Source organism: Alphaproteobacteria bacterium (assembly GCA_005883305.1).
In the GTDB taxonomy this organism is placed as follows: domain Bacteria; phylum Pseudomonadota; class Alphaproteobacteria; order Sphingomonadales; family Sphingomonadaceae; genus Allosphingosinicella.
In genome coordinates this window covers 1095007-1113572 of sequence record VBAC01000001.1, presented here as the reverse complement: position 1 = coordinate 1113572, position 18566 = coordinate 1095007, and the positions used below count along the sequence as shown (strand labels likewise).

Below are 18566 nucleotides of genomic sequence, written 5' to 3'. Positions count from 1 at the left end.
CTCCGCCGCCGCCTTACTCCGCCCCGGCCGCGGCGCCTCCGCCGAGCGCCTGCCGGGCGCGGCGGATGGCTTCGGCGTTGCGGCTCACCTCGCCGCGCGCCTGCGCCGCCCGGGCGAATTGCTGGGCGAGCTCCTCGCTCGCGCTGCTCGTGAACTCCGTGCGCGTGGACTGGATCAGCTGCGGCGTGCCCGAGGCGTCGCCGGCGGTGCGCTGCTCGTGGACGACGATGTACCAGCCGGCGCCGTTCTCGCCGGGGATCACCCGCGCCCGGCCCTGCGGGATCGAGAAGAGGGTGATCAGGGGCGCCGGCACCTGCTGGCCCTGGCGGCTGATGTCGAGCCGGCGGATCTCGATCGGCCTCACGGTTGCGATTCGCGGCTGCGCCTGGGCGAAGGCCTGGGCCGCCGGGGTGCCCGAATTGATCGCCGCGGCGATCCGGTCCGCAAGCTGGCGGGCGAGCTGGGTCGCGCGCTGGGCGATGAAGGCGCTTCGCACTTGGTCGCGGATCTGGGCGAGCGGCGGCGGAGCGGCGGGAAGGACGCGGTCGACGGCGAGCAAGGCGAAGCGCTCGTTGGGCGCGATCTGCTCGACCGCCGGCTCGGGCTGCTCGGGATCGATCTCGAAGGCCGGGGTCAGCAGCGGCTGCAAATCGGGGGAGGCGGTGAAGGGCTCGCCCCCCGCGGCCTGGCCGACCGCGGTCACCGGCGGGGTGGTGACGACGGTCAGATTGTGCGCCCGCGCCGTCTCCTCGAAGCTGGCGCCGTCGGTGAGCTGCTCCTCGATGCGCGAGACGAGGTCGGACAGCGCCTCCATCCGCTTGCGCGCGTTGATCGCCGCGGCGATCTCCCCGCGCACGGCTTCGAGCGGGCGTCCGGCGATCTGGTTGATCGCCTCGACCCTGACGACGTGGAAGCCGAGCTCGGAGCGGATCGGTCCGGCGACCGCGCCGCGCGCGGCGGAGAAGGCCGCGGCCGCGACCTGGGCGTTGGCCACGCTCTCGAATTGCTGGCGGGTCTGGCTGGCGAAGGTCACGTCTCCGGCGGCGAAGCCCGCCGCGGCCGCCGCCTCGACGAAGCTCGTGCCTGAGCGGACCCGGGCGGCGAAGGCGTCGGCGGCCTGCTTGGTCGGAAGCACGATCGCCTGGATGGTCCGGGTCTCGCGCGCGCCGTAGCTGCGCGGGCTATTGCGGTAGACCGCGGCGATCTCGGCCTCGGTCGCCTGCCCCGCCTGGCCCGTCTGCTCCGGCCCGATCACCGCATATTTGATCACCCGGCGCTCGGGCACGGTGAACATCAGCCGGTGCGAATTGTAGAAGGCGGCGATCTCCGCCTCGGACGGGTTGATCCCCTGCGCCAGCGCCGCGCTCGGAATGGCGGCGACCTGGCCGCGGCGCCGCTCGACCAGCAGATTGGCATATTCGCGGGCGACCCCTTCAGGCGCCCGGGCGCCGAGCGCGATCGGGCCGAGCAGCTGGCGCTGCATCAGCGATTGCGCAACGTCCTGGCGGAAGCGCGCCTCGCTCAGATTCTGGGTCTGCAGCTGCTGGCGCATGACGTTCTGGTCGAACTGGCCGGTGAGGTTGCGGAAGGCCGGGATGTTGACGATCTCGCGGTCGATCATCCGGTCGGAGACCCGAATTCCCTGGCTCTCGCCGAACGCCTGGATCGATCGCGCCATGATCAGCTGGTCGAGCACCTGCTCGTAGGTGCCCTGCGAAAGGAAGGTGGCCATGTCCAGGGTCGGCTGCTGCTGGCGCGCGCGCTCGTAGGCGCGGTTGACCATGTCGTTGACTTCATTAACCGTCAGCGGCTGGCCGTTGACGCTCGCCAGCGCATCGCCCGCGGCGGCTCCGTTGCCGCCGCCGCTCAGGCTGCCGAGCCCGCCGAAGCCGCCGGTGCCGAAGCCGGTGATCACCATCGCGATCAGGATGAAGCCGAGCAGGACGATGCCGAGCCACTTGGCGAGCTTCTTGCGGGCGAAAGCGAGCATGCGTGCGATGATCCTGACGTGACGTTTGCGCGGGTCATAGAAGCGCGCTAGGCGCCCGGCAACTGCCCCGGTGAGGAACCAACCGATGCACCTGCGCCGCAAGCTCGTCGCCGGCAACTGGAAGATGAACGGCTCGATCGCCGCGCTGTCCGAGCTCGCGCCGATCGCCCAGGGCGCGCGCGAGACGGGCGGTGTCGACGTCGCCATCTGCCCGCCCTTCACCCTGATCGCCCCCGCTTTGACCCGCTCGGGCGGGCTGACCATCGGCGCCCAGGATTGTCACGCCGGCGAGAGCGGCGCGCATACGGGCTGCGTCTCCGTCGCGATGATCAAGGAAGCGGGCGCGAGGCTGGTCATCGTCGGCCACAGCGAGCGCCGCGCCGAGAGCCATGAAAGCGACTCGGCAGTCCGCGCCAAGGCCGAGGCCGCGCTCAAGGGCGGCCTCGTCACCATCGTGTGCGTCGGCGAATCGGAAGCCGAGCGCGCCGCCGGAGGCCATCTGGACCGGGTCGCGGCGCAACTGGCCGGCTCGCTTCCCGACCGGTGGGAGGAGGGCGAGCTGGTCGTCGCCTACGAGCCGATCTGGGCGATCGGCACCGGCAAGGTCGCCACCGCAGCCGACGTGGCGGACATGCACGCGGCGATCCGCTCGGCCCTCGTCCAGCGCTACGGCGATAAGGGCCACCGGATCCGGATCCTCTACGGCGGCTCGGTCAAGGCCGACAATGCCGTCGAGCTCTTCGCCGTCCCCGACGTCGACGGGGCGCTGGTCGGCGGCGCCAGCCTCACCGCCGCGCAGTTCGTCCCGATCGTCGCCGCCGCCGCCTCGCGCGGTTGAACCCGCACGCCCGATCGCCTAAGTCGCGCGCACACCTTTTTCCGAAAGATCGTAAAGAGCCATGGGCCTGTTCACCTTCCTCCTCGTCGTCCAGTCGATCGTCGCCACCTTGCTGATCATCCTCATCCTGATGCAGCGCTCGGAGGGCGGCGGGCTGGCCGGAGGCGGCAGCCCGGCGGGGATGATGAGCGCCCGCGGTGCGTCGGACTTCCTCACCCGCGGCACGGCGATCCTCGCTACCGCCTTCATCGCCATGTCGATCCTTCTCGCGGCGCTCGCCGCCGGAGCGCGCGGCCCGCGCGAGATCGACGCCAGCCTCGCCCGGCCGACGCCGGCCAGCACGGTTCCGGGCACGGCCCCCGCGACGACCCCGGCTCCCGCCCAGCCGGCACAGAGCAACGGCTCGGTCCCACTCGCCCAATAACGAGAGCCCGAGCCTGATCGATGCTCCCAGCCAAATGACCGAAGCCTTTATCTGCGACGCCGCGCGCACGCCGATCGGACGCTATGGCGGAAGCCTCGCCCAGGTCCGCGCCGACGATCTCGCCGCCATTCCGATCAAGGCGCTCAAGGATCGCAATCCGGCCGTCGATTGGGCCGAGCTCGACGACGTCATCCTCGGCTGCGCCAACCAGGCCGGGGAGGACAATCGCAACCTGGCCCGGATGGCGGGGCTGCTCGCCGGGCTTCCCGACACATCGGGCGGGGTGACCCTCAACCGCCTGTGCGGTTCGGGCATGGACGCGGTGGCGATGGCGGCGCGGGTGATCCGCGGCTCCGAGGCCGACTTGGTTGTGGCCGGCGGCTCGGAGAGCATGAGCCGCGCGCCGTTCGTCATGGCCAAGGCGAATTCGGCCTTCGATCGCAACGCCGAGATGTACGACACGACGATCGGCTGGCGCTTCGTCAATCCCAAGATGCGCGATGCCTATGGCGACGACACGATGCCCTCGACGGCCGAGAACGTCGCGCAGGACTTCCAGATCAGCCGCGCCGACCAGGACGCCTTCGCCGTACGGAGCCAGGCCAAGGCGGCGGCGGCGCAGGCCGGCGGCCGCTTCGACGCGGAGATCGTCGCCGTCGAGATCCCCCAGCGCAAGGGCGATCCGGTGGTCGTCGACCGCGACGAGCATCCGCGCGAGACCAGCGTCGAGGCTTTGGCCAAATTGCGGCCGATCGTCCGCGCCGACGGCACCGTGACGGCGGGCAACGCGTCCGGCGTCAACGACGGCGCGGCGGCGATCATCGTCGCCACCGAGGAGGCGGCCAAGCGCAACGGCCTCAACCCTCGCGCCCGCTTCGTCGGCGGCGCCGTCGCCGGCGTGCCGCCGCGGATCATGGGCATCGGCCCGGCGCCGGCGAGCGAGAAATTGCTCAAGCGGCTTGGCCTGACCATCGCCGACATGGACGTGATCGAATTGAACGAGGCCTTCGCCGCCCAGGGCCTCGCGGTGATGCGCCAGCTCGGCCTGGCCGACGACGATCCGCGCGTGAACCCCAATGGCGGAGCGATCGCGCTCGGTCACCCGCTCGGCATGTCCGGCGCCCGCCTTATCCTCACCGCCGTCGAGGAGCTTCACCGCACCGGCGGCCGCTATGCGCTGTGCACGATGTGCATCGGCGTCGGGCAGGGCATCGCGACGGTGGTGGAGAGGGTCTGACCGTAAAGAGGGACAGTCCCTATTTATAGTTTGGCCCTGATACCAGCGAGCTGCTTCGGAGTGACCATCAGCCCCTGGTCCGGCCCGGCGAACAGGAGCAGGCCGCGGTCGTAGGCCAGGTTCCTGATCAGCCAGGTCGAATCGACCGTGAGCAGATAGGGCGCGAGCTCGAGATAGGAGTTTCCGATCCGCGCGTTGTTGGTGAAGGCGAGGACCAGCTCGACGCCCTGGCGCCACTGGGTAAGCGGCGCGAAGCCGCTGCCGTCGGGCTTCACCTCGGTGACGGTCGGGATGACGATCTGCGCGGCGGTCAGCGCGTCGAAGAAGCCGGTCATCGTCGTTTCGCCCTCAAGGGCGCCGAAGAGCGCGGCCTCGAGCGCGTTCAGTGGCTTGGACATGGAAGCGATCGCTCTCTCGTTTCGATTCGCGCGACCCTTAGCGCGGTTCGCGCGTTGTTGTCGCGGGAAGGCGGATTCGTTGACCGATCGGTCGATTAATGGTAGGTGAGAGCGATGTACACCACCGAGATGCAGAAGACGGCCAAAATCGTCTCGACCGAGGATCCGGAGAAGCTCGCCGCGTTCGAGGCGCGGGTGGCGGCGGACGAGTTCATCGAGCCCAAGGACTGGATGCCGGAGGCCTATCGGCGCACGCTCACGCGGCAGATCTCGCAGCACGCGCACAGCGAGATCGTCGGCATGCTGCCGGAGGGCAACTGGATCACGCGGGCGCCGTCGCTGCGGCGCAAGGCGATCCTGCTGGCGAAGGTGCAGGACGAGGCGGGGCACGGCCTCTATCTCTACAGCGCCGCCGAGACTCTGGGCACGAGCCGCGAGGAGATGATCGAGGCGCTCCACTCGGGCAAGGCCAAGTACAGCACGATCTTCAACTATCCGACGCTCACCTGGGCGGACATCGGCGCGATCGGCTGGCTGGTCGACGGCGCGGCGATCATGAACCAGGTGCCGCTGCAGCGCACCTCCTACGGGCCCTATGCGCGGGCGATGGTCCGTGTGTGCAAGGAGGAGAGCTTCCACCAGCGCCAGGGCTACGAGATCATGATGCATCTCGCCGCGGGCACCGAGGCGCAGAAGCGCATGGCGCAGGACGCGCTCAACCGCTGGTGGTGGCCCTCGCTGATGATGTTCGGGCCGACCGACGACAACTCGCCCAACACCGCCCAGTCGATGCGCTGGCGGATCAAGCGCGACACCAATGACGAGTTGAGGCAGAAGTTCGTCGACATCACCAAGCCGCAGGCGGACGCGCTGGGGCTGACCGTGCCTGACCCCGATCTCGCGTGGAACGAGGCCAAGGGCGGCTACGATTTCGGCGCGGTCGACTGGGAGGAATTCTACGCCGTGGTCCGCGGCGAGGGCCCGGTCGCCAGGGAGCGGATCAAGGCCCGCCGCGACGCCTGGGAGGATGGCGCCTGGGTGCGCGAGGCCGCGGCCGCTTATGCGGAGAAACGGACGGCGAAGAAGGTGGCGGCCTAGACGCTTTCTTCGTCATTCCCGCGAAAGCGGGAATCCAGCTTTGACATGGAGCTGGAAGAAAAGAAGCTGGATCCCCGCTTTCGCGGGGATGACGGCTTAAGGGGAAACGAGAGGTTGGATGAGCAAGGATTGGCCGCTCTGGGAAGTCTTCGTCCGGGCGCGCGGCGGGATGTCGCACCGCCATGTCGGCAGCGTCCATGCGCCGGACTCGGAGATCGCGCTGCGCCACGCGCGCGACACCTATACCCGGCGGATGGAAGGGGTGAGCCTGTGGGTCGTGCCCTCGGCCTCGATCACCGCCTCGGACCCGCAGGACGACGCGGCGATGTTCGATCCCGCCGAGGACAAGATCTACCGCCACCCGACCTTCTACGACATCCCGGACGACGTGAAGCACATCTGATGGCTGGTACCGAACCCGAAATTCCTCCCCGGAACGGGGAGGGGGACCGCGGCGCGAAGCGACGTGGTGGTGGGGCCGATCAGCCTCCCCGGCCCCTCCACCATGCTTCGCATGGTCCCCCTCCCCGTTCCGGGGAGGATCTGGTGCTCTTCGAAACCCTTCTCCGCCTCGGCGACGACAGCCTGATCCTCGGGCAAAGGCTCGGCGAATGGTGCGGCCACGCGCCGAGCGTCGAGGTCGACCTCAGCCTTGCGAACATGGGGCTCGACCTGATCGGGCAGGCGACTCATTTTTTGAACTATGCAGGCGAGGCCGAAGGGCAGGGCCGCGACGGCGATGCGCTCGCCTTCCACCGCGACGTGCTCGATTTCCGCAATTGCTGGCTGGTCGAGCAGCCGAACGGCGATTTCGCGCAGACCATGGCGCGGCAGTTCCTGTTTTCGACCTGGCAGGAGATGCTGTTCGGGCACCTCCAGGCGTCGAAGGACGAGACGATCGCCGCGATCGCCGCCAAGGCGGTCAAGGAGGTGCGCTACCATGCCGAGCTCAGCGCCGAATGGGTGATCCGGCTCGGCGACGGGACCGAGGAGAGCCGGCGGCGGATGGCGGGCGGGCTGGAGTGGATGTGGCGCTTCATCCCCGAATTGTTCGAGATGGACGCGATCGCCACCGAGGCGGCGCGCCTGGGCATCGGTGCGGACGTCGCGGCCTTCCGCGAAGATTATGACGCGCGCATCCGCGCCGTGCTCGCCGAGGGGACGCTCGAGGCGCCGGCCGACCAGCGCCCGATCCTCGGCGGCCGCCGCGGCCACCACGGCGAGCATCTCGGCCATCTGCTGGCGGTGATGCAGTATCTGCCGCGCACCTATCCCGACGCGGCATGGTAGCCACCGAATCTCCTGCCAAGCTCCGTTCGTCCCGGACGAAGTCGAGGGATCCTGCCGAGCGAAGTCGAGGCCCCGTTCTCGACTGCGCTCGAAGGGGTGTCTCGACTGCGCTCGACACGAACGGGATTTGGGATGTCTTGCGGGATGTGCCCGATCCGGAAATCCCGGTCGTCTCGGTGGTCGATCTTGGTATCGTCCGCACGGTAACGGCGGACCGGGTGACGATCACGCCCACCTATACCGGCTGTCCCGCCACCCAGGTGATTGAGCGCGACATCCGCGCCGCGCTCGACGCGGCAGGCTACCGTGGCGTAGCGATCGAAACCGTGCTGTCGCCGCCCTGGACGACCGACTGGATCGGCCCGGCCGGGCGGGCCAAGCTGCACGCCTACGGCATCGCTCCGCCCAGCACGGCGGCGACCGCGACTTGCCCGCAATGCGGTTCATCGGACACCGAGGAGGTCAGCCGGTTCGGCTCGACCCCGTGCAAGGCCTTGTGGCGCTGCCGGGCCTGCGCCGAGCCGTTCGACCGGTTCAAGTGTCACTGAACCGATCCTCTTGTGCCCCGGCGAAGGCCGGGGTCCAGGGCGAAGCCTTTGCGGGAACCCTGGCTTGCGCCAAGGCCTGGGCCCCGGCCTTCGCCGGGGAACGGAAGGGCTACTGATGAGCGCGGGCTTTCACAGGCTGATTGTCGCCGAGGTGATGGACGAGACGGCCGAAGCGCGCTCGATCCGCTTCGCCGTGCCCGAAGAGCTACGCGAGACCTTTTTATTCAAGCCGGGCCAGCATTTGACGCTCAAGGCTGAGATTGCGGGCGAGGAGCTTCGGCGCAATTATTCGCTCTGCGCGGCGCCGCAGGACGGAGCGGTGACGGTCACCGTCAAGCGCATCGCCGGCGGCGTCTTCTCGAACTGGGCCAACGACGCGCTGAAGCCGGGCGTGGCGGTTGACGTCATGCCGCCGCACGGCAGCTTCACTTGGGATTTCGATCCGGCGCAGGCCAATCATTATGTCGGCTTCGCCGGCGGATCGGGCATCACTCCGGTCATGTCCCTGCTGAGGACCGCCTTGCTGAGCGAGCCGCAAAGCCGCTTCACCCTCTTCTACGGCAACCGCGACAGCCTCTCGATCATCTTCCTCGAAGAGCTTGCGCGGCTCAAAAACCGTTTCATGGACCGGCTCGAAGTCCATCATTTCCTTGCCGAAGAGGCCGAGGAGTTCGACCTGTTCAACGGCATGCTCGACCGCGCGAAGTGCGACGAGATCCTCGACACTTTGATCGATCCTGCCGAGGTCGCCGCCTTCTTCATCTGCGGCCCGGGGCCGATGATGGACGCGGCGGAAGAGGCTTTGCTCGCGCGCGGCGTTCCCAGGGATCATATCCATCTCGAACGATTCACGGCCGATCGCCCGCCCGAAATGCTTCAGGCCCAGCTCGCCGAGATGTCGCGCGAGGCCGCGGGGGCGACGATGCTGGTCACGCTCGACGGCAGGAAGCGACGGGTGCCGTTCGACGCCGCGGCGGGCAACATCCTCGATAGCGCGCGCGCCGCCGGCCTTCCCGCGCCCTTCGCCTGCAAGGCCGGGGTCTGCGCCACCTGCCGCGCGCGGGTCGTCTCCGGCGAGGTCGAGATGGCGGCGCGCTACGGGCTGACCGACGAGGAGGTGGCGGCGGGCTACGTGCTGACCTGCCAGTCGGTGCCCAGGGGCGACGGCGTCGAGCTCGATTACGACGCCTGAACAGCGACAGTCCCCATTTGGATTAAATGGGGACTGTCCCTATTTTTCCGAGGCCGCCGAGCATGACCTCCACCGCCAGCTCGGCGAGATTGTCCGCCGAGACGCGCCCCTCGCCGCGGAACCAGGTGTGGGTCCAGTTGATCATTCCGAAGAACAGCATCGTCAGCGGCAGCGCGAGCGGGCCGGATTGCGGGCGCAGGGCGCGGATCAGTTCCTCGACCATCGCGATGATTCGGCGCTGCTTGGCGATGACCTCGGAGCGCGAGGCGGGGGCGAGATTGTCCAGCTCGTTGAGCAGCACCTTGTGGCGGTCCTGAGCGCCGACATAGAGGCGCATGAAGGCGTGGGTCAGCGCGCGCAGGCGCTCCTCGCCGGAGCCGCTGCGCGTCGCCTCGGTCGCCGCGGCGACGAGCGCGTCGAGATGGCTCGCCATGACCTCGTAGAGAATGTCCTCCTTGGCCGGGAAATAGTGGTAGATCAGCGATTTGCTGGTCTTGCACGCCTTCGCCAGGTCGGCCAGTGAGGCGCCGCGAAAGCCACGCCGCGCATAGAGCCGCGCGGCCGCGGCGACGATCGCCTCGCGCCGGCGGTCGTAATCGGGGGATTGGGGCCGCGCCATCGGCCCTTCTTATGAGGCCAGGCGCGGCTTCGCCAGCCTAGCGGGTGCCGCGCGCCAACCAGAGGAGGAGTCATCCCGGCGAAAGCCGGGATCCAAGCACTCGGACAGCGCAAAATCGCTCCAGCGGCATCGGCTCTTTTCGAAGCCTGGTGTTCATGGGTCCCGGCCTCCGCCGGGATGACTCGACTGGAGGCTAGCGGGTGCCGCGCGCGTCCCTGGTCGCCTCGTGATAGGCGATCGCCGCCCGGACGACGTCCTGCATCAGCTCCATCCGCGCGGGCAGCGGCGTGCTCGTTCGGCCGATCATCACCGCCAGCGCATAATGGTGGCCGTCGGGGGCGTGGAGGATGCCGATGTCGTTATAGCCGGCCTGCTCGGCGCCGAGCACCTGCCCCGTTCCGGTCTTGTGCGAGATCGTCCAGCCCGCCGCGAGGCCGCCGCGCAGCCGGTTGGGGCCGGTATGGGTCTGCGACATGATGGTGAGCAGGCGGCGCGTCGATTCCGCCGAAAGCAGCTCGCCGCGCTGGAGCCGCGCCAGGCCGTTGGTGATTCCGTTGGGGGTCGCTCCGTCGACGGGGTCCTCGACATAGCGTTCGAACGCCGCCCGCCGCCGGTCGATTGGGACGGCGTCGCGCGCCGTGAAAAAGGCATTGCCGCGCGAGAAGGCCGGCTGCCAGTTGAGGCCGGCGATGCCGGACTGGAGCAGCCGCTCGCCCGGGCCGAAGCGGATTCCGTCGAGCCGGTTGCGGGTCAGCATCTCGCGAACCGCGGCGGGGCCGCCGGCGTGGCGAAGGACGATGTCGTTGCAGGTGTTGTCGCTCTGCGTCAGGGCGCGGAACATGAGGTCGTTGAGCGTGGTCGTGTAGCCGTTGGCGCCGACCTGCTGGGCGATCGGCTGGTGGAACAGGGTCAGGTCGTTGCGGGTCACGGTGACGCGCCTGTCGAGATCGAGATCGCCGGCATCGGCGCGCTGGAGCGCGGTCAGCGCGACCCAGAATTTGCTGACGCTCTGTTGCGGGTAGAAGCGGTCCCCCTGCCAGTCGGCCACCCAGCCGGTATCGACGTCGCGCACGGCGATGCCCACTCGGCCCTCGAAGGCGCGGCCGAGCTCGCGGATCCGTGCCGTGAGCAAGCGCTGCGCGGGGGTGGCGGCGGGAACGGGGGCCGCGACGCGCGGCTGCGGCTGGACCTGGGCCGGGCGCGGGCCTCGCGGCGGTTGGCGAAGCTGGGCGGACTGCGCCTGCGGGATGCACCCGGCCAAGGCGACCGCCGCCACACCCAGGATCCGAACCGCGCGCCTCTTCGCCCCACTCGTCACGACCACGCTCCCAACGCCTTTTGCTGCCCTTGCCTATCTCCTTACGGAATCGCGCCTTTCTGTCAGCCGAACGAGGCCGCGGCGGGGACGAGCCGTGCGCCCGGCGCGCCGGACCGAATCAAAAGGCGAAGCGGGCGGTGACGCGCAGGTCGCGGCCGGCGAGCGGGGCGTAGTCCTTGAGGAAGCTGGCGTGGCGGCGGGCGACGACATCGAAGATGTTGTTCGCCGCGAGCGTGACGCTGCTTCGGTTGCGCGCGCCGAACGGATGGAAGGCGAGCGATGCGTTGACCATCGTATAGCCCTCGGTCGGAGTCTCCAGGTCCGCGATGCGCTCCTGATCGTCGACCCATTCGACCTCGAGCCGGCCGTTCACGGCTTCGGACTGCGCCTCGACGCCGGCGAGAAGACGAAGCGGCGGGATTCGCGGCGCCGGGCCGACGTCGTCGATCGTCGCTCGGACATAGTCGGCGACTCCGTCGAGATTGAGCGCGACCTCGCCGATCGTCGCCAGCCGGGCCGAGGCCTCGAGCTCGACTCCGTAATAGCGGGCGTCGCCCTGGCTGGTCCGGAACACGGGCAGGCCGTCCTGCACGGCGCCGGTCGCTTGGTCGTAGATGTAGCCGTCGAACCAGCTGTGGAAGAGCGAGGCCGAGAAGCTGAAAGCGTCGCCGGTGCGGTGCAGGGTCGCCTCGAGGCCCCAGCTCTTCTCGGTGGAAAGGCCGGGGTCGCCGATCTCGAAGGCCTGCGTTCCCGCGTGCGGCCCGTTGGCGAACAATTCCTCGGCCGAGGGCGCGCGCTCGCTACGGGAGAGGTTGAGGCCGAGGCGAAGCGCGCTTGCCAAAGCGTAGCTCGCGCCGAGCGAGCCGGTGAAGACGTCGAAATGGCGCTCCAGCGCCGGATTGCCGAGGTCGGCGTCCGCGTCGGCCTGCGCGCTGCTATGCTCGTAGCGGGCGCCGGCCTCGGCCTTGAACGCGCCGCGGTCGAGCGTCTCCAGGGCGAAGATTCCGAGCTGGCTCGATCGGCTCGGCGGCAGGAACTTCTCCGCGCCCTCCACATCGAGGTCGGCGCTGTAATATTGCAGGCCGAAGCCTCCGCCCCAGCCGTTGCGGACGGACTGCTGCGCCTCGAGCCGGCCTTCGAAGCCGGTGCTGTAGAAGGCGGTGCCGATCGCGCCCGTCTCCTCGAGCTCGAAATGGCGATAGTCGGACCAGCCGGCGCGCGCCCGCACCGAGTCGACGAAGCCCGAACCGGTGTCGAGCTCGGCGCGGCCGTCGATGCGGGTCTGGGCGATATCGATCCGCGGCGCCTCGGCCTCGACCGCCGGGTCGAGCGAGTAGCGGATCGGAATGCCGTAGAGGCTGTCATAATGGTTGATCGACATGCCGGCGCTGTTGTCGGCATCGATCCAGGCGAAGCCGCCGGCGACGTCCCAGGTCTCGCCCGCGCTGTTGGGCAGCCGGCCGCGCAGATTGGCGAGGTCGCGGATGGCGGGATCGGGGCTGGCCGCCGCCTGGGCGCGAAGTTCCGGCGTCAGCGCATAGCCGCCGATGCGAAGATCGCCGGTCTTGCTGTAATTGCCGTCGGCGTGGAGCACGAAATGGCCGCCGATGGGCACGTCGGCGGACGCGTTGGCGGAGCGCTCGTCGGCGGCCGAGCCGTAGGTCAGGATGCCGTCAAGATGGACCGGCTCGGTCGGCACGCGGCGGGGGATGCGCGCGTCGACGACGTTGACGACTCCGCCGATCGCCGAGGAGCCGAACATCAGGGCCGCCGGGCCGCGCAGAACCTCGATCCGGTCGGCCGTCAACGGATTGATCGCCACCGCATGGTCGGCGCTGGTGCTGGAGACGTCGAGGCTGCCAATGCCGTCGGTCAGGATTCGCACCCGGTCGCCCTGGAAGCCGCGCAATACGGGGCGCGAGGCGTTGGGGCCGAAGGACGTCGCCGAAACGCCGGGCTGGCGCGCCAGGGTCTCGCCGAGCGTTGTGCGCATGTCCCGGTTGAGCGATTCGCCGCTCAGCACCGACGTGCCGGAAAGGACGTCCGCGCGCCGCCGGGCGACGCCGGTGACGACGATCTCCTGCGATTCCGGCGCGTGATAGTCGCCCGCCTGGTCCGGGACCGGAGCCGTAGCGGGAGACGCCGGCGCGGCCTCGGGCGCGGCTGGCTGGGCGAGGGCGATCTGGGGGAGACCGACGCACGCGACGCCGGCCAGAAGGAGATTGCGCAGCAAGAGATAGTCCTCCGGGGGTGGGAGGCCTGTAGCAGGACGTAATGTTATATCAATCGTGCTCGTCGCGGATGCGGTGCGGCTCGCCGCGCGATCATGCTACAATTCGAGACAAAATTCGGCCGCCTCCGACAAAATTGGGGGACAGCTCGGCCCCAAACCGGCCCGATCGAATCGTCCGTGTAGAGGAGCACGCAATGAACAAGTTCACCATCCTGGCCGGCACGGCCCTGCTCGCAGCCGCTGGAGTCGCGCTGGCGCAGGGCGGACCGGGCCAGCGCCCGGATCGCAACGCCGACGTTACCCGCCAGCAGGTCATCGAGCGGGTCGACCAGCGCTTCGCGCGGCTCGACGCCAACAATGACGGCCGCTTCACGCCCGAGGAGATGCGCGCCGCCGGCGAGCGCCGCCGCGCCGAGATGCAGACTCGCATGTTCGACCGCATGGACCTCGACCATAACGGCTCGATCACCCGCGAGGAGATGACCCAGGCCCATGCGCAGATGCGCGAGCATCGCGGCGAGGGCCGAGGCGAGGGCATGGGCCATCGCCGCGGCATGCGCCACATGCGCGGGCCGCACGGCCCCGGCGGTCCCGAGGGCGCGCGCGGTCCGGATGGCCCCGGCGGCCCCGGCGCTCCCGGCATGCGCGGCGAGCGCATGTTCGGCACCCAAGGCTTCATCACCCGTGACCAGATGCGCGAGCGCGCGCTGGCCCGGTTCGACCAGGCCGACGCCAATCACGACGGCACGGTGACGGCGGCGGAGCGCCAGGCGGCGCGCGGCGCGATGCGCCAGCGTTTCCGCGAGCGTCGTCCGGGCTGATTTCGAGAAGATCTTCGGGACCGGAATATTGGGGGGCGGATCGAAAGGTCCGCCCTCTTTTATTTGCCCGGTTCAGCAAGACTATTGATCTGGCTTAAGGAAGTGCCGCGCGGTTCGTGGCAGAATTTGCCCACCTTCCGAGTCGGGAGGGGGGGACATATGGCTTATTACCGGCTCTATCTGGTCCAAAGCGGCCGGTTCGTCGGCTTTGAGGAAATCGACGCGGTCGACGACATCGAAGCCCTGCGCAAGGCCGAGCGTCGCAACCTCACCCATGCCGTCGAGCTGTGGTGCGGCAAGCGCAAGGTGAAGAGCCTGGCCGTCCAGGCGGCGGCGCGGGCGGAGGGATAGGCTTCGGACCCAAACGGGAGTCATCCCGGCGAAAGCCGGGACCCATGAACCGAAGTTCGCGAGGTGAAGCGATAACGGTTCGTGATCACTGGCAAAGGCCGGTCTTCATGGGTCCCGGCTTGCGCCGGGATGACTCGAAAGGGCGGACAAAACCTAGCTCCCCTTCGGCAGAACGATCCGCGCCAGCAGGCCGCCTTCGGCCCGGTTCTCAAGCTCCAGCCTCCCGCCATGTGCCACCGCGGCGCCCCGCGCCAAGGCGAGGCCGAGGCCCGATCCGCCGGTCTGGCGGCTGCGCGATTGCTCAAGGCGCACGAAGGCCTCCTGAACCTTGCCGATCGACGCCTCGGGGATGCCGGGCCCGGAGTCCGCGACCTCGATGGCGATGCCGCCTGAGGCGGCGCGCACCGAAACCGCCGCCGACCCGCCATATTTGACGGCATTGTCGACCAGGTTGCGCACCGCGCGGCGAAGGAGGTTGGGCTGCACCTGGGCGGTCAGCCTGTTGCCCTCCTCGAACTGCACGTCCTGGCCGAGGGCGCGGAATTCCTCGACAACGGCGTCGGCGAGCGCGCCCAGGTCCACGTCGCGAATCTCCTCGGTCGCCCGGCCGGAGCGGGCCAAGGCGAGCGCGTCGTCCAGCTGCGCCGTCATCTCCTCGATCGTGGCGATCATCTTCGCCCGCTCATCGGCCGGCTCGACGCTCTCGAGGCGAATGCGAAGCGAGGCCAGCGGCGTGCGCAGATCGTGGCCGATCGCGCCCAGCATCCGGTCCTTCTCGTCGAGCATGGTCGAAACCCGCGCGCTCATCGCGTTGAAGGCGAGGATCGCTCGGCGCACGTCGGCCGGGCCCTGCGGCTCGACCTGCGGCGCCTCGCCGCGCCCTTCGAAGCTTTGCGCGGCGGCCGTCAGCGCCCGCAGCGGCCGGGCGAGGCGCGAGACGATCCAGATGATCGCTCCGAGAATGAGCAGGTAGATCAAAAGGGTCGATCCCGCGAGGCGCGCGGCGAGCCAGGGGTTGGGCTTGGGCGTCAGCATTCTGGCATTGACCCATGCGCCGTCCTGAAGCTGGGCCGACAGAACCAGCACCTGCATCCGTTGCATGCGCTCGCGCGCGCGCTCCTGCTCGGCCGGAGTCATCCGGCCGCGCATCCGGCGGGGCAGGTCGCTCGCCTCGCGCACCGCCGCGCGCGCGTCGCGCAGGGAGACTCCGTTTTCGGCGGCGTGCTCGCGAAGCCGCTGCGCGATCCGCGCGTCGTTGCTATCGGGCGCCACTGCGCTTGCCACCTCGATCGCGAAGCGGCCGCGCCGGCCCCGCTCGGCGATCAGCGCCGCGCGCTCGCCGCCGTCGAGCGGGCTGAGCCTCTGAAGCATCATGACGAAGCGGCCGATCGGCGGCGCCTCGATCTGCGTGTGGGTGGCACGCTGGCGCTCGTTGAAGATCACGCCGAAGTTGATCGCCTGCGCGACCAGCAGGGCCAGCGCCATGACCAAAGCGATCTGGCCGATCAGGCTCCTGGGCAGGAGCCGTCTCACGGGGCGGGCCTCACAGCCGCTTCACGTCCGCCGCGAGCATGTAGCCGCCGCCCCACACGGTCTTGATCAGCTTCGGATTGGCCGGATCTTCCTCGATCTTCTTCCTGAGGCGGCTGATATGGTTATCGATGCTGCGCTCGAACGCGGCGAGCTCGCGGCCCTGGCTGAGGTCGAGCAATTGGTCGCGGCTGAGCACTCGGCGCGGGTGGGTCGCGAAGGCGTGGAGGAGGTTGTACTCGCCGGTGGAAAGCGGGATGGCGACATTGTCCTCGCCGATCAGCTCGCGCTCGCCGCTCTTCAGGAGCCAGGGGCCGAAGCCGTAGGTGTCGGCGTCCGGGGCGCGCACGCGGGTCTCGCCGGCGCGGCGCAGCACCGCCTTCACCCGGGCGAGCAGCTCGCGCGGGGAGAAGGGCTTGGTGACGTAATCGTCCGCGCCGATCTCCAGGCCGACCACGCGGTCCATCTCCTCCGCCTTGGCGGTGAGCAGGATGACTGGGATCGCGGTCGTCGCGCGGATGAATCCGGCCAGCGCCAGCCCGTCCTCGCCCGGCATCATGATGTCCAGCAGGACGAGGTCGATCGCATAGGCGCTCAGCATCTGTCGCGCCGCGGCGGCATTCTCCGCCTTGGTCACCCGAACGCCGTTGCGCGAGAGATAGGCGGCGAGCGGCTCGCGGATCTCGCGCTCGTCGTCGACCAGCAGGATATGCGGTTCTTCGGCCATGGCTGCGCCTATTTGGTCTGTGCCGGCGGCGAGCGCCAGCGCAAGAATGTCGCGCTTTGTCGTCGATTGTGTCGGTCTATGTCAGGAAGCGGCGCGCGAGCCGGAAGAATGGTGAGCCCTGCTGGATTCGAACCACGCCGGATCGGCTTGGCGATCCGGCCGCAAGGACTCTCGCTGGTCGGCACGGCGAATGGTGAGCCCTGCTGGATTCGAACCAGCGACCTACTGATTAAAAGTCAGTTGCTCTACCGACTGAGCTAAGGGCCCGTTCCGGGCTCAGCCCCTATGCGCGGGGCGCGGTGCGGTCAACCGCGCGAGGAGGTGACGGACGGCGAGGCCGGTGACGGGATCGCGCCAATCGGGGGCGAGCTCGGCGAGCGGCGAGAGCACGAAGCTGCGGCCGCGAAACGCGGGGTGGGGGACGATCGGCCCCGGTCCGCCCCAGGGACCCTCCGACCAAAGGATGATATCCAGATCGAGCACGCGCGGTCCCCAGGCCTTGCCCGGGCGGCGGCCGAAGGCGCGCTCCATGCCTTTGAAGACCGCGAGCAGCGCGTCCGGCAGAAGGTCGCTTTCGACGATCGCCACTGCGTTGGCGAAGCTTCGTCCCGCGGGGCCGAGGGCAGGCGTGGCCCGGATCGTGGAAACGGCGACCGGCTCAAGCTCGCCCAGCGCCGCGCGCAGAGTCTCGGCGGGGGAGCCGTGGCGGCTGCGCCGGTTGGAGCCGAGCGCGATCGCGTAGTTTGTCGTGGCCATGGCTCGACCTAGCACAACGTCACTCCCGCGAAAGCGGGAGCCCAGCTTTCTTCTTTGGGAACGGCTGGCTAGCGAGGAAGCTGGATTCCCGCTTTCGCGGGATGACGAGGATTGGCATTTTGATGGATGAAAGCCCCGTCCCCGAAGCGGAAGCGCCGCGCGATTGCCCGCTCTGCCCGCGCCTCGTCGCGCTGCGCGAGGATCTGCGGGAGAAGCACGCGGACTGGTGGAACGCGCCGGTGCCGGCGTTCGGCGACCGCGGGGCATGGCTCGCCATTGTCGGCCTGGCGCCGGGCATGTGGGGGGCGAACCGGACCGGGCGGCCGTTCACCGGCGATCATTCGGGCATCCTGTTCTACGCCACTCTGATGAAGTTCGGCCTTGCCGAGGGTGTCTACAAGGAGCGGCCCGACGATGGCGTGCGGCTGAACGGCTGCGTCATCCTCAATTCGGTGAAGTGCCTGCCGCCGCAGAATAAGCCGCTGCCCGCCGAAGTCGCGAACTGCAGGCGCTATTACGAAGCCTCGCTCGCCCTGCTCCCCAATGTGCGGGTGATGGTCGCGCTCGGCCGCATCGCGCACGACAACGCCCTGCGGACGGCCGGAGAACGGCTGGCGGACCATTCCTTCGCCCACCTCGCCGAGCATCGGCTGCCGGACGGGCGGATCCTGATCGATAGCTACCACTGCTCGCGCTACAACCAGAATACCGGACGGCTGACCGCGGCGATGTTCGAGGCCGTCTTCGCCCGGGCGATTGCGGTCAGCGGCCCCTAGCCGCGCCCGCGTCCGCGGCGGCGTTCAAGTCGTTCGCCGCATCGGTCATTTCCGGCGATCTCGTCTGCTCCGCCTCGCGCGCGACATCGGCCGCGTGCGCCGTGAGGCGCGCCGGCGCGGCCGCGCCCGACCAGGGGTTCGTCCGAATGCAGTAACCGCTCAGATTGCCGCATTGGCGGACCTCGCCGGTGCTGCTGTCGACGACGACGATGACCTGTTCGTCGTCGGCGATCGTCGCGGAGGCCGGGTCGCGCGATCGATCGGCCTGCTGTCGCGACCACAAAGTTCCCGCTGGATAGGTTCCGATACCCTGATAGCGCCCGCCATGACGTGGCCCCGATCCGGAATCAGGGCGACCGTCGCAGCCGGCAAGCGGAGTGAGGAGCAGAAGCAAGACGATAGATCGCATGGAAGCACCTC

Annotated in this window: 20 protein-coding genes and 1 tRNA gene; 11 read left to right on the top strand and 10 right to left on the bottom strand. The window is 69.2% G+C overall.

What is annotated here, in order from left to right; translation table 11 throughout:
* Positions 1 to 13: 13 nt before the first annotated feature.
* Entirely contained in the window at positions 14 to 1990 is a 1977-nt protein-coding gene (locus tag E6G92_05490; protein ID TMJ19249.1) for a hypothetical protein, read from the bottom strand.
* An 85-nt stretch (positions 1991 to 2075) separates the two neighbouring features.
* On the opposite strand from E6G92_05490, the gene E6G92_05485 reads away from it, so the two are divergent.
* The 3 genes from E6G92_05485 (at position 2076) to pcaF (ending at position 4489) form a co-directional block, all read left to right on the top strand.
* Complete coding sequence (locus E6G92_05485; protein ID TMJ19248.1) at positions 2076 to 2828, top strand: triose-phosphate isomerase; 753 nt, start codon at positions 2076 to 2078, stop codon at positions 2826 to 2828.
* 67 nt (positions 2829 to 2895) lie between these two features.
* Entirely contained in the window at positions 2896 to 3252 is a 357-nt protein-coding gene (secG, locus tag E6G92_05480; protein ID TMJ20724.1) for a preprotein translocase subunit SecG, read from the top strand.
* 34 nt (positions 3253 to 3286) lie between these two features.
* A complete protein-coding gene (gene pcaF, locus E6G92_05475; GenBank protein ID TMJ19247.1) occupies positions 3287 to 4489 on the top strand; it encodes a 3-oxoadipyl-CoA thiolase in 1203 nt (400 codons plus the stop codon).
* Between the two features lie 23 nt (positions 4490 to 4512).
* Here pcaF and E6G92_05470 read toward each other — a convergent pair whose 3' ends face one another.
* Positions 4513 to 4887, bottom strand: coding sequence for a hypothetical protein (locus E6G92_05470; protein ID TMJ19246.1), 375 nt, complete (start codon positions 4885 to 4887; stop codon positions 4513 to 4515).
* 114 nt (positions 4888 to 5001) lie between these two features.
* Here E6G92_05470 and paaA point away from each other — a divergent pair, with 114 nt between their 5' ends.
* The 5 genes from paaA (at position 5002) to E6G92_05445 (ending at position 9015) form a co-directional block, all read left to right on the top strand.
* Positions 5002 to 5985, top strand: coding sequence for a 1,2-phenylacetyl-CoA epoxidase subunit A (paaA, locus tag E6G92_05465; protein ID TMJ20723.1), 984 nt, complete (start codon positions 5002 to 5004; stop codon positions 5983 to 5985).
* Positions 5986 to 6103: 118 nt separating this feature from the next.
* Positions 6104 to 6388, top strand: coding sequence for a 1,2-phenylacetyl-CoA epoxidase subunit B (locus tag E6G92_05460; protein ID TMJ19245.1), 285 nt, complete (start codon positions 6104 to 6106; stop codon positions 6386 to 6388).
* The gene (gene paaC / locus E6G92_05455) at positions 6388 to 7275 is read left to right on the top strand and encodes a phenylacetate-CoA oxygenase subunit PaaC (protein TMJ19244.1); all 888 of its coding nucleotides are present in this window, start codon (positions 6388 to 6390) and stop codon (positions 7273 to 7275) included. The genes E6G92_05460 and paaC overlap by 1 nt, the downstream gene beginning before the upstream one ends.
* Positions 7269 to 7823, top strand: coding sequence for a phenylacetate-CoA oxygenase subunit PaaJ (paaJ, locus tag E6G92_05450; protein TMJ19243.1), 555 nt, complete (start codon positions 7269 to 7271; stop codon positions 7821 to 7823). The genes paaC and paaJ overlap by 7 nt, the downstream gene beginning before the upstream one ends.
* A gap of 115 nt (positions 7824 to 7938) precedes the next feature.
* On the top strand, positions 7939 to 9015 hold the full coding sequence (locus tag E6G92_05445; GenBank protein TMJ19242.1) for a 2Fe-2S iron-sulfur cluster binding domain-containing protein: 1077 nt from the start codon (positions 7939 to 7941) through the stop codon (positions 9013 to 9015).
* A gap of 22 nt (positions 9016 to 9037) precedes the next feature.
* On the opposite strand, the gene E6G92_05440 is transcribed toward E6G92_05445, so the two are convergent.
* The 3 genes from E6G92_05440 to E6G92_05430 form a co-directional block, all read right to left on the bottom strand.
* On the bottom strand, positions 9038 to 9634 hold the full coding sequence (locus E6G92_05440) for a TetR/AcrR family transcriptional regulator (GenBank protein TMJ19241.1): 597 nt from the start codon (positions 9632 to 9634) through the stop codon (positions 9038 to 9040).
* 193 nt (positions 9635 to 9827) lie between these two features.
* Positions 9828 to 10952, bottom strand: coding sequence for a class A beta-lactamase (gene bla / locus E6G92_05435; GenBank protein TMJ20722.1), 1125 nt, complete (start codon positions 10950 to 10952; stop codon positions 9828 to 9830).
* A 118-nt stretch (positions 10953 to 11070) separates the two neighbouring features.
* Positions 11071 to 13182: a TonB-dependent receptor gene (locus E6G92_05430; protein TMJ20721.1), complete on the bottom strand. Its 2112-nt coding sequence runs from the start codon at positions 13180 to 13182 to the stop codon at positions 11071 to 11073.
* Between the two features lie 44 nt (positions 13183 to 13226).
* Between E6G92_05430 and E6G92_05425 the strand changes: the two genes are divergently transcribed.
* Together E6G92_05425 and E6G92_05420 are read left to right on the top strand one after the other, a co-directional pair.
* On the top strand, positions 13227 to 14006 hold the full coding sequence (locus E6G92_05425; protein ID TMJ20720.1) for an EF-hand domain-containing protein: 780 nt from the start codon (positions 13227 to 13229) through the stop codon (positions 14004 to 14006).
* A gap of 159 nt (positions 14007 to 14165) precedes the next feature.
* Positions 14166 to 14357, top strand: coding sequence for a hypothetical protein (locus E6G92_05420; GenBank protein TMJ19240.1), 192 nt, complete (start codon positions 14166 to 14168; stop codon positions 14355 to 14357).
* Positions 14358 to 14510: 153 nt separating this feature from the next.
* Here E6G92_05420 and E6G92_05415 read toward each other — a convergent pair whose 3' ends face one another.
* From E6G92_05415 to folK, 4 genes are all read right to left on the bottom strand, one after another.
* A complete protein-coding gene (locus E6G92_05415) occupies positions 14511 to 15890 on the bottom strand; it encodes a HAMP domain-containing protein (GenBank protein ID TMJ19239.1) in 1380 nt (459 codons plus the stop codon).
* Between the two features lie 10 nt (positions 15891 to 15900).
* On the bottom strand, positions 15901 to 16614 hold the full coding sequence (locus tag E6G92_05410) for a response regulator (GenBank protein ID TMJ19238.1): 714 nt from the start codon (positions 16612 to 16614) through the stop codon (positions 15901 to 15903).
* Positions 16615 to 16805: 191 nt separating this feature from the next.
* A tRNA-Lys gene (locus E6G92_05405) sits at positions 16806 to 16881 on the bottom strand.
* 9 nt (positions 16882 to 16890) lie between these two features.
* On the bottom strand, positions 16891 to 17370 hold the full coding sequence (gene folK / locus E6G92_05400) for a 2-amino-4-hydroxy-6-hydroxymethyldihydropteridine diphosphokinase (protein TMJ19237.1): 480 nt from the start codon (positions 17368 to 17370) through the stop codon (positions 16891 to 16893).
* Between the two features lie 101 nt (positions 17371 to 17471).
* Between folK and E6G92_05395 the strand changes: the two genes are divergently transcribed.
* Positions 17472 to 18146, top strand: coding sequence for a uracil-DNA glycosylase (locus tag E6G92_05395; GenBank protein ID TMJ19236.1), 675 nt, complete (start codon positions 17472 to 17474; stop codon positions 18144 to 18146).
* On the opposite strand, the gene E6G92_05390 is transcribed toward E6G92_05395, so the two are convergent.
* Positions 18133 to 18555 carry a hypothetical protein gene (locus E6G92_05390; protein ID TMJ19235.1) on the bottom strand — a complete coding sequence of 141 codons (423 nt, stop codon included), beginning with the start codon at positions 18553 to 18555 and terminating at the stop codon, positions 18133 to 18135. The two genes, E6G92_05395 and E6G92_05390, sit on opposite strands and share 14 nt — an antisense overlap.
* Positions 18556 to 18566 lie beyond the last annotated feature (11 nt).

Coding starts and splice junctions, on each gene's coding strand:
- E6G92_05445 (TMJ19242.1), top strand. CDS start 7,939: ATGAGCGCGGGCTTTCACAGGCTGATTGTCGCCGAGGTGATGGACGAG.
- paaA (TMJ20723.1), top strand. CDS start 5,002: ATGTACACCACCGAGATGCAGAAGACGGCCAAAATCGTCTCGACCGAG.
- E6G92_05420 (TMJ19240.1), top strand. CDS start 14,166: ATGGCTTATTACCGGCTCTATCTGGTCCAAAGCGGCCGGTTCGTCGGC.
- E6G92_05485 (TMJ19248.1), top strand. CDS start 2,076: ATGCACCTGCGCCGCAAGCTCGTCGCCGGCAACTGGAAGATGAACGGC.
- E6G92_05490 (TMJ19249.1), bottom strand. CDS start 1,990: ATGCTCGCTTTCGCCCGCAAGAAGCTCGCCAAGTGGCTCGGCATCGTC.
- folK (TMJ19237.1), bottom strand. CDS start 17,370: ATGGCCACGACAAACTACGCGATCGCGCTCGGCTCCAACCGGCGCAGC.
- E6G92_05470 (TMJ19246.1), bottom strand. CDS start 4,887: ATGTCCAAGCCACTGAACGCGCTCGAGGCCGCGCTCTTCGGCGCCCTT.
- E6G92_05460 (TMJ19245.1), top strand. CDS start 6,104: ATGAGCAAGGATTGGCCGCTCTGGGAAGTCTTCGTCCGGGCGCGCGGC.
- E6G92_05390 (TMJ19235.1), bottom strand. CDS start 18,555: ATGCGATCTATCGTCTTGCTTCTGCTCCTCACTCCGCTTGCCGGCTGC.
- pcaF (TMJ19247.1), top strand. CDS start 3,287: ATGACCGAAGCCTTTATCTGCGACGCCGCGCGCACGCCGATCGGACGC.
- E6G92_05440 (TMJ19241.1), bottom strand. CDS start 9,634: ATGGCGCGGCCCCAATCCCCCGATTACGACCGCCGGCGCGAGGCGATC.
- paaC (TMJ19244.1), top strand. CDS start 6,388: ATGGCTGGTACCGAACCCGAAATTCCTCCCCGGAACGGGGAGGGGGAC.
- paaJ (TMJ19243.1), top strand. CDS start 7,269: ATGGTAGCCACCGAATCTCCTGCCAAGCTCCGTTCGTCCCGGACGAAG.
- E6G92_05395 (TMJ19236.1), top strand. CDS start 17,472: ATGACGAGGATTGGCATTTTGATGGATGAAAGCCCCGTCCCCGAAGCG.
- E6G92_05425 (TMJ20720.1), top strand. CDS start 13,227: ATGTTATATCAATCGTGCTCGTCGCGGATGCGGTGCGGCTCGCCGCGC.
- E6G92_05410 (TMJ19238.1), bottom strand. CDS start 16,614: ATGGCCGAAGAACCGCATATCCTGCTGGTCGACGACGAGCGCGAGATC.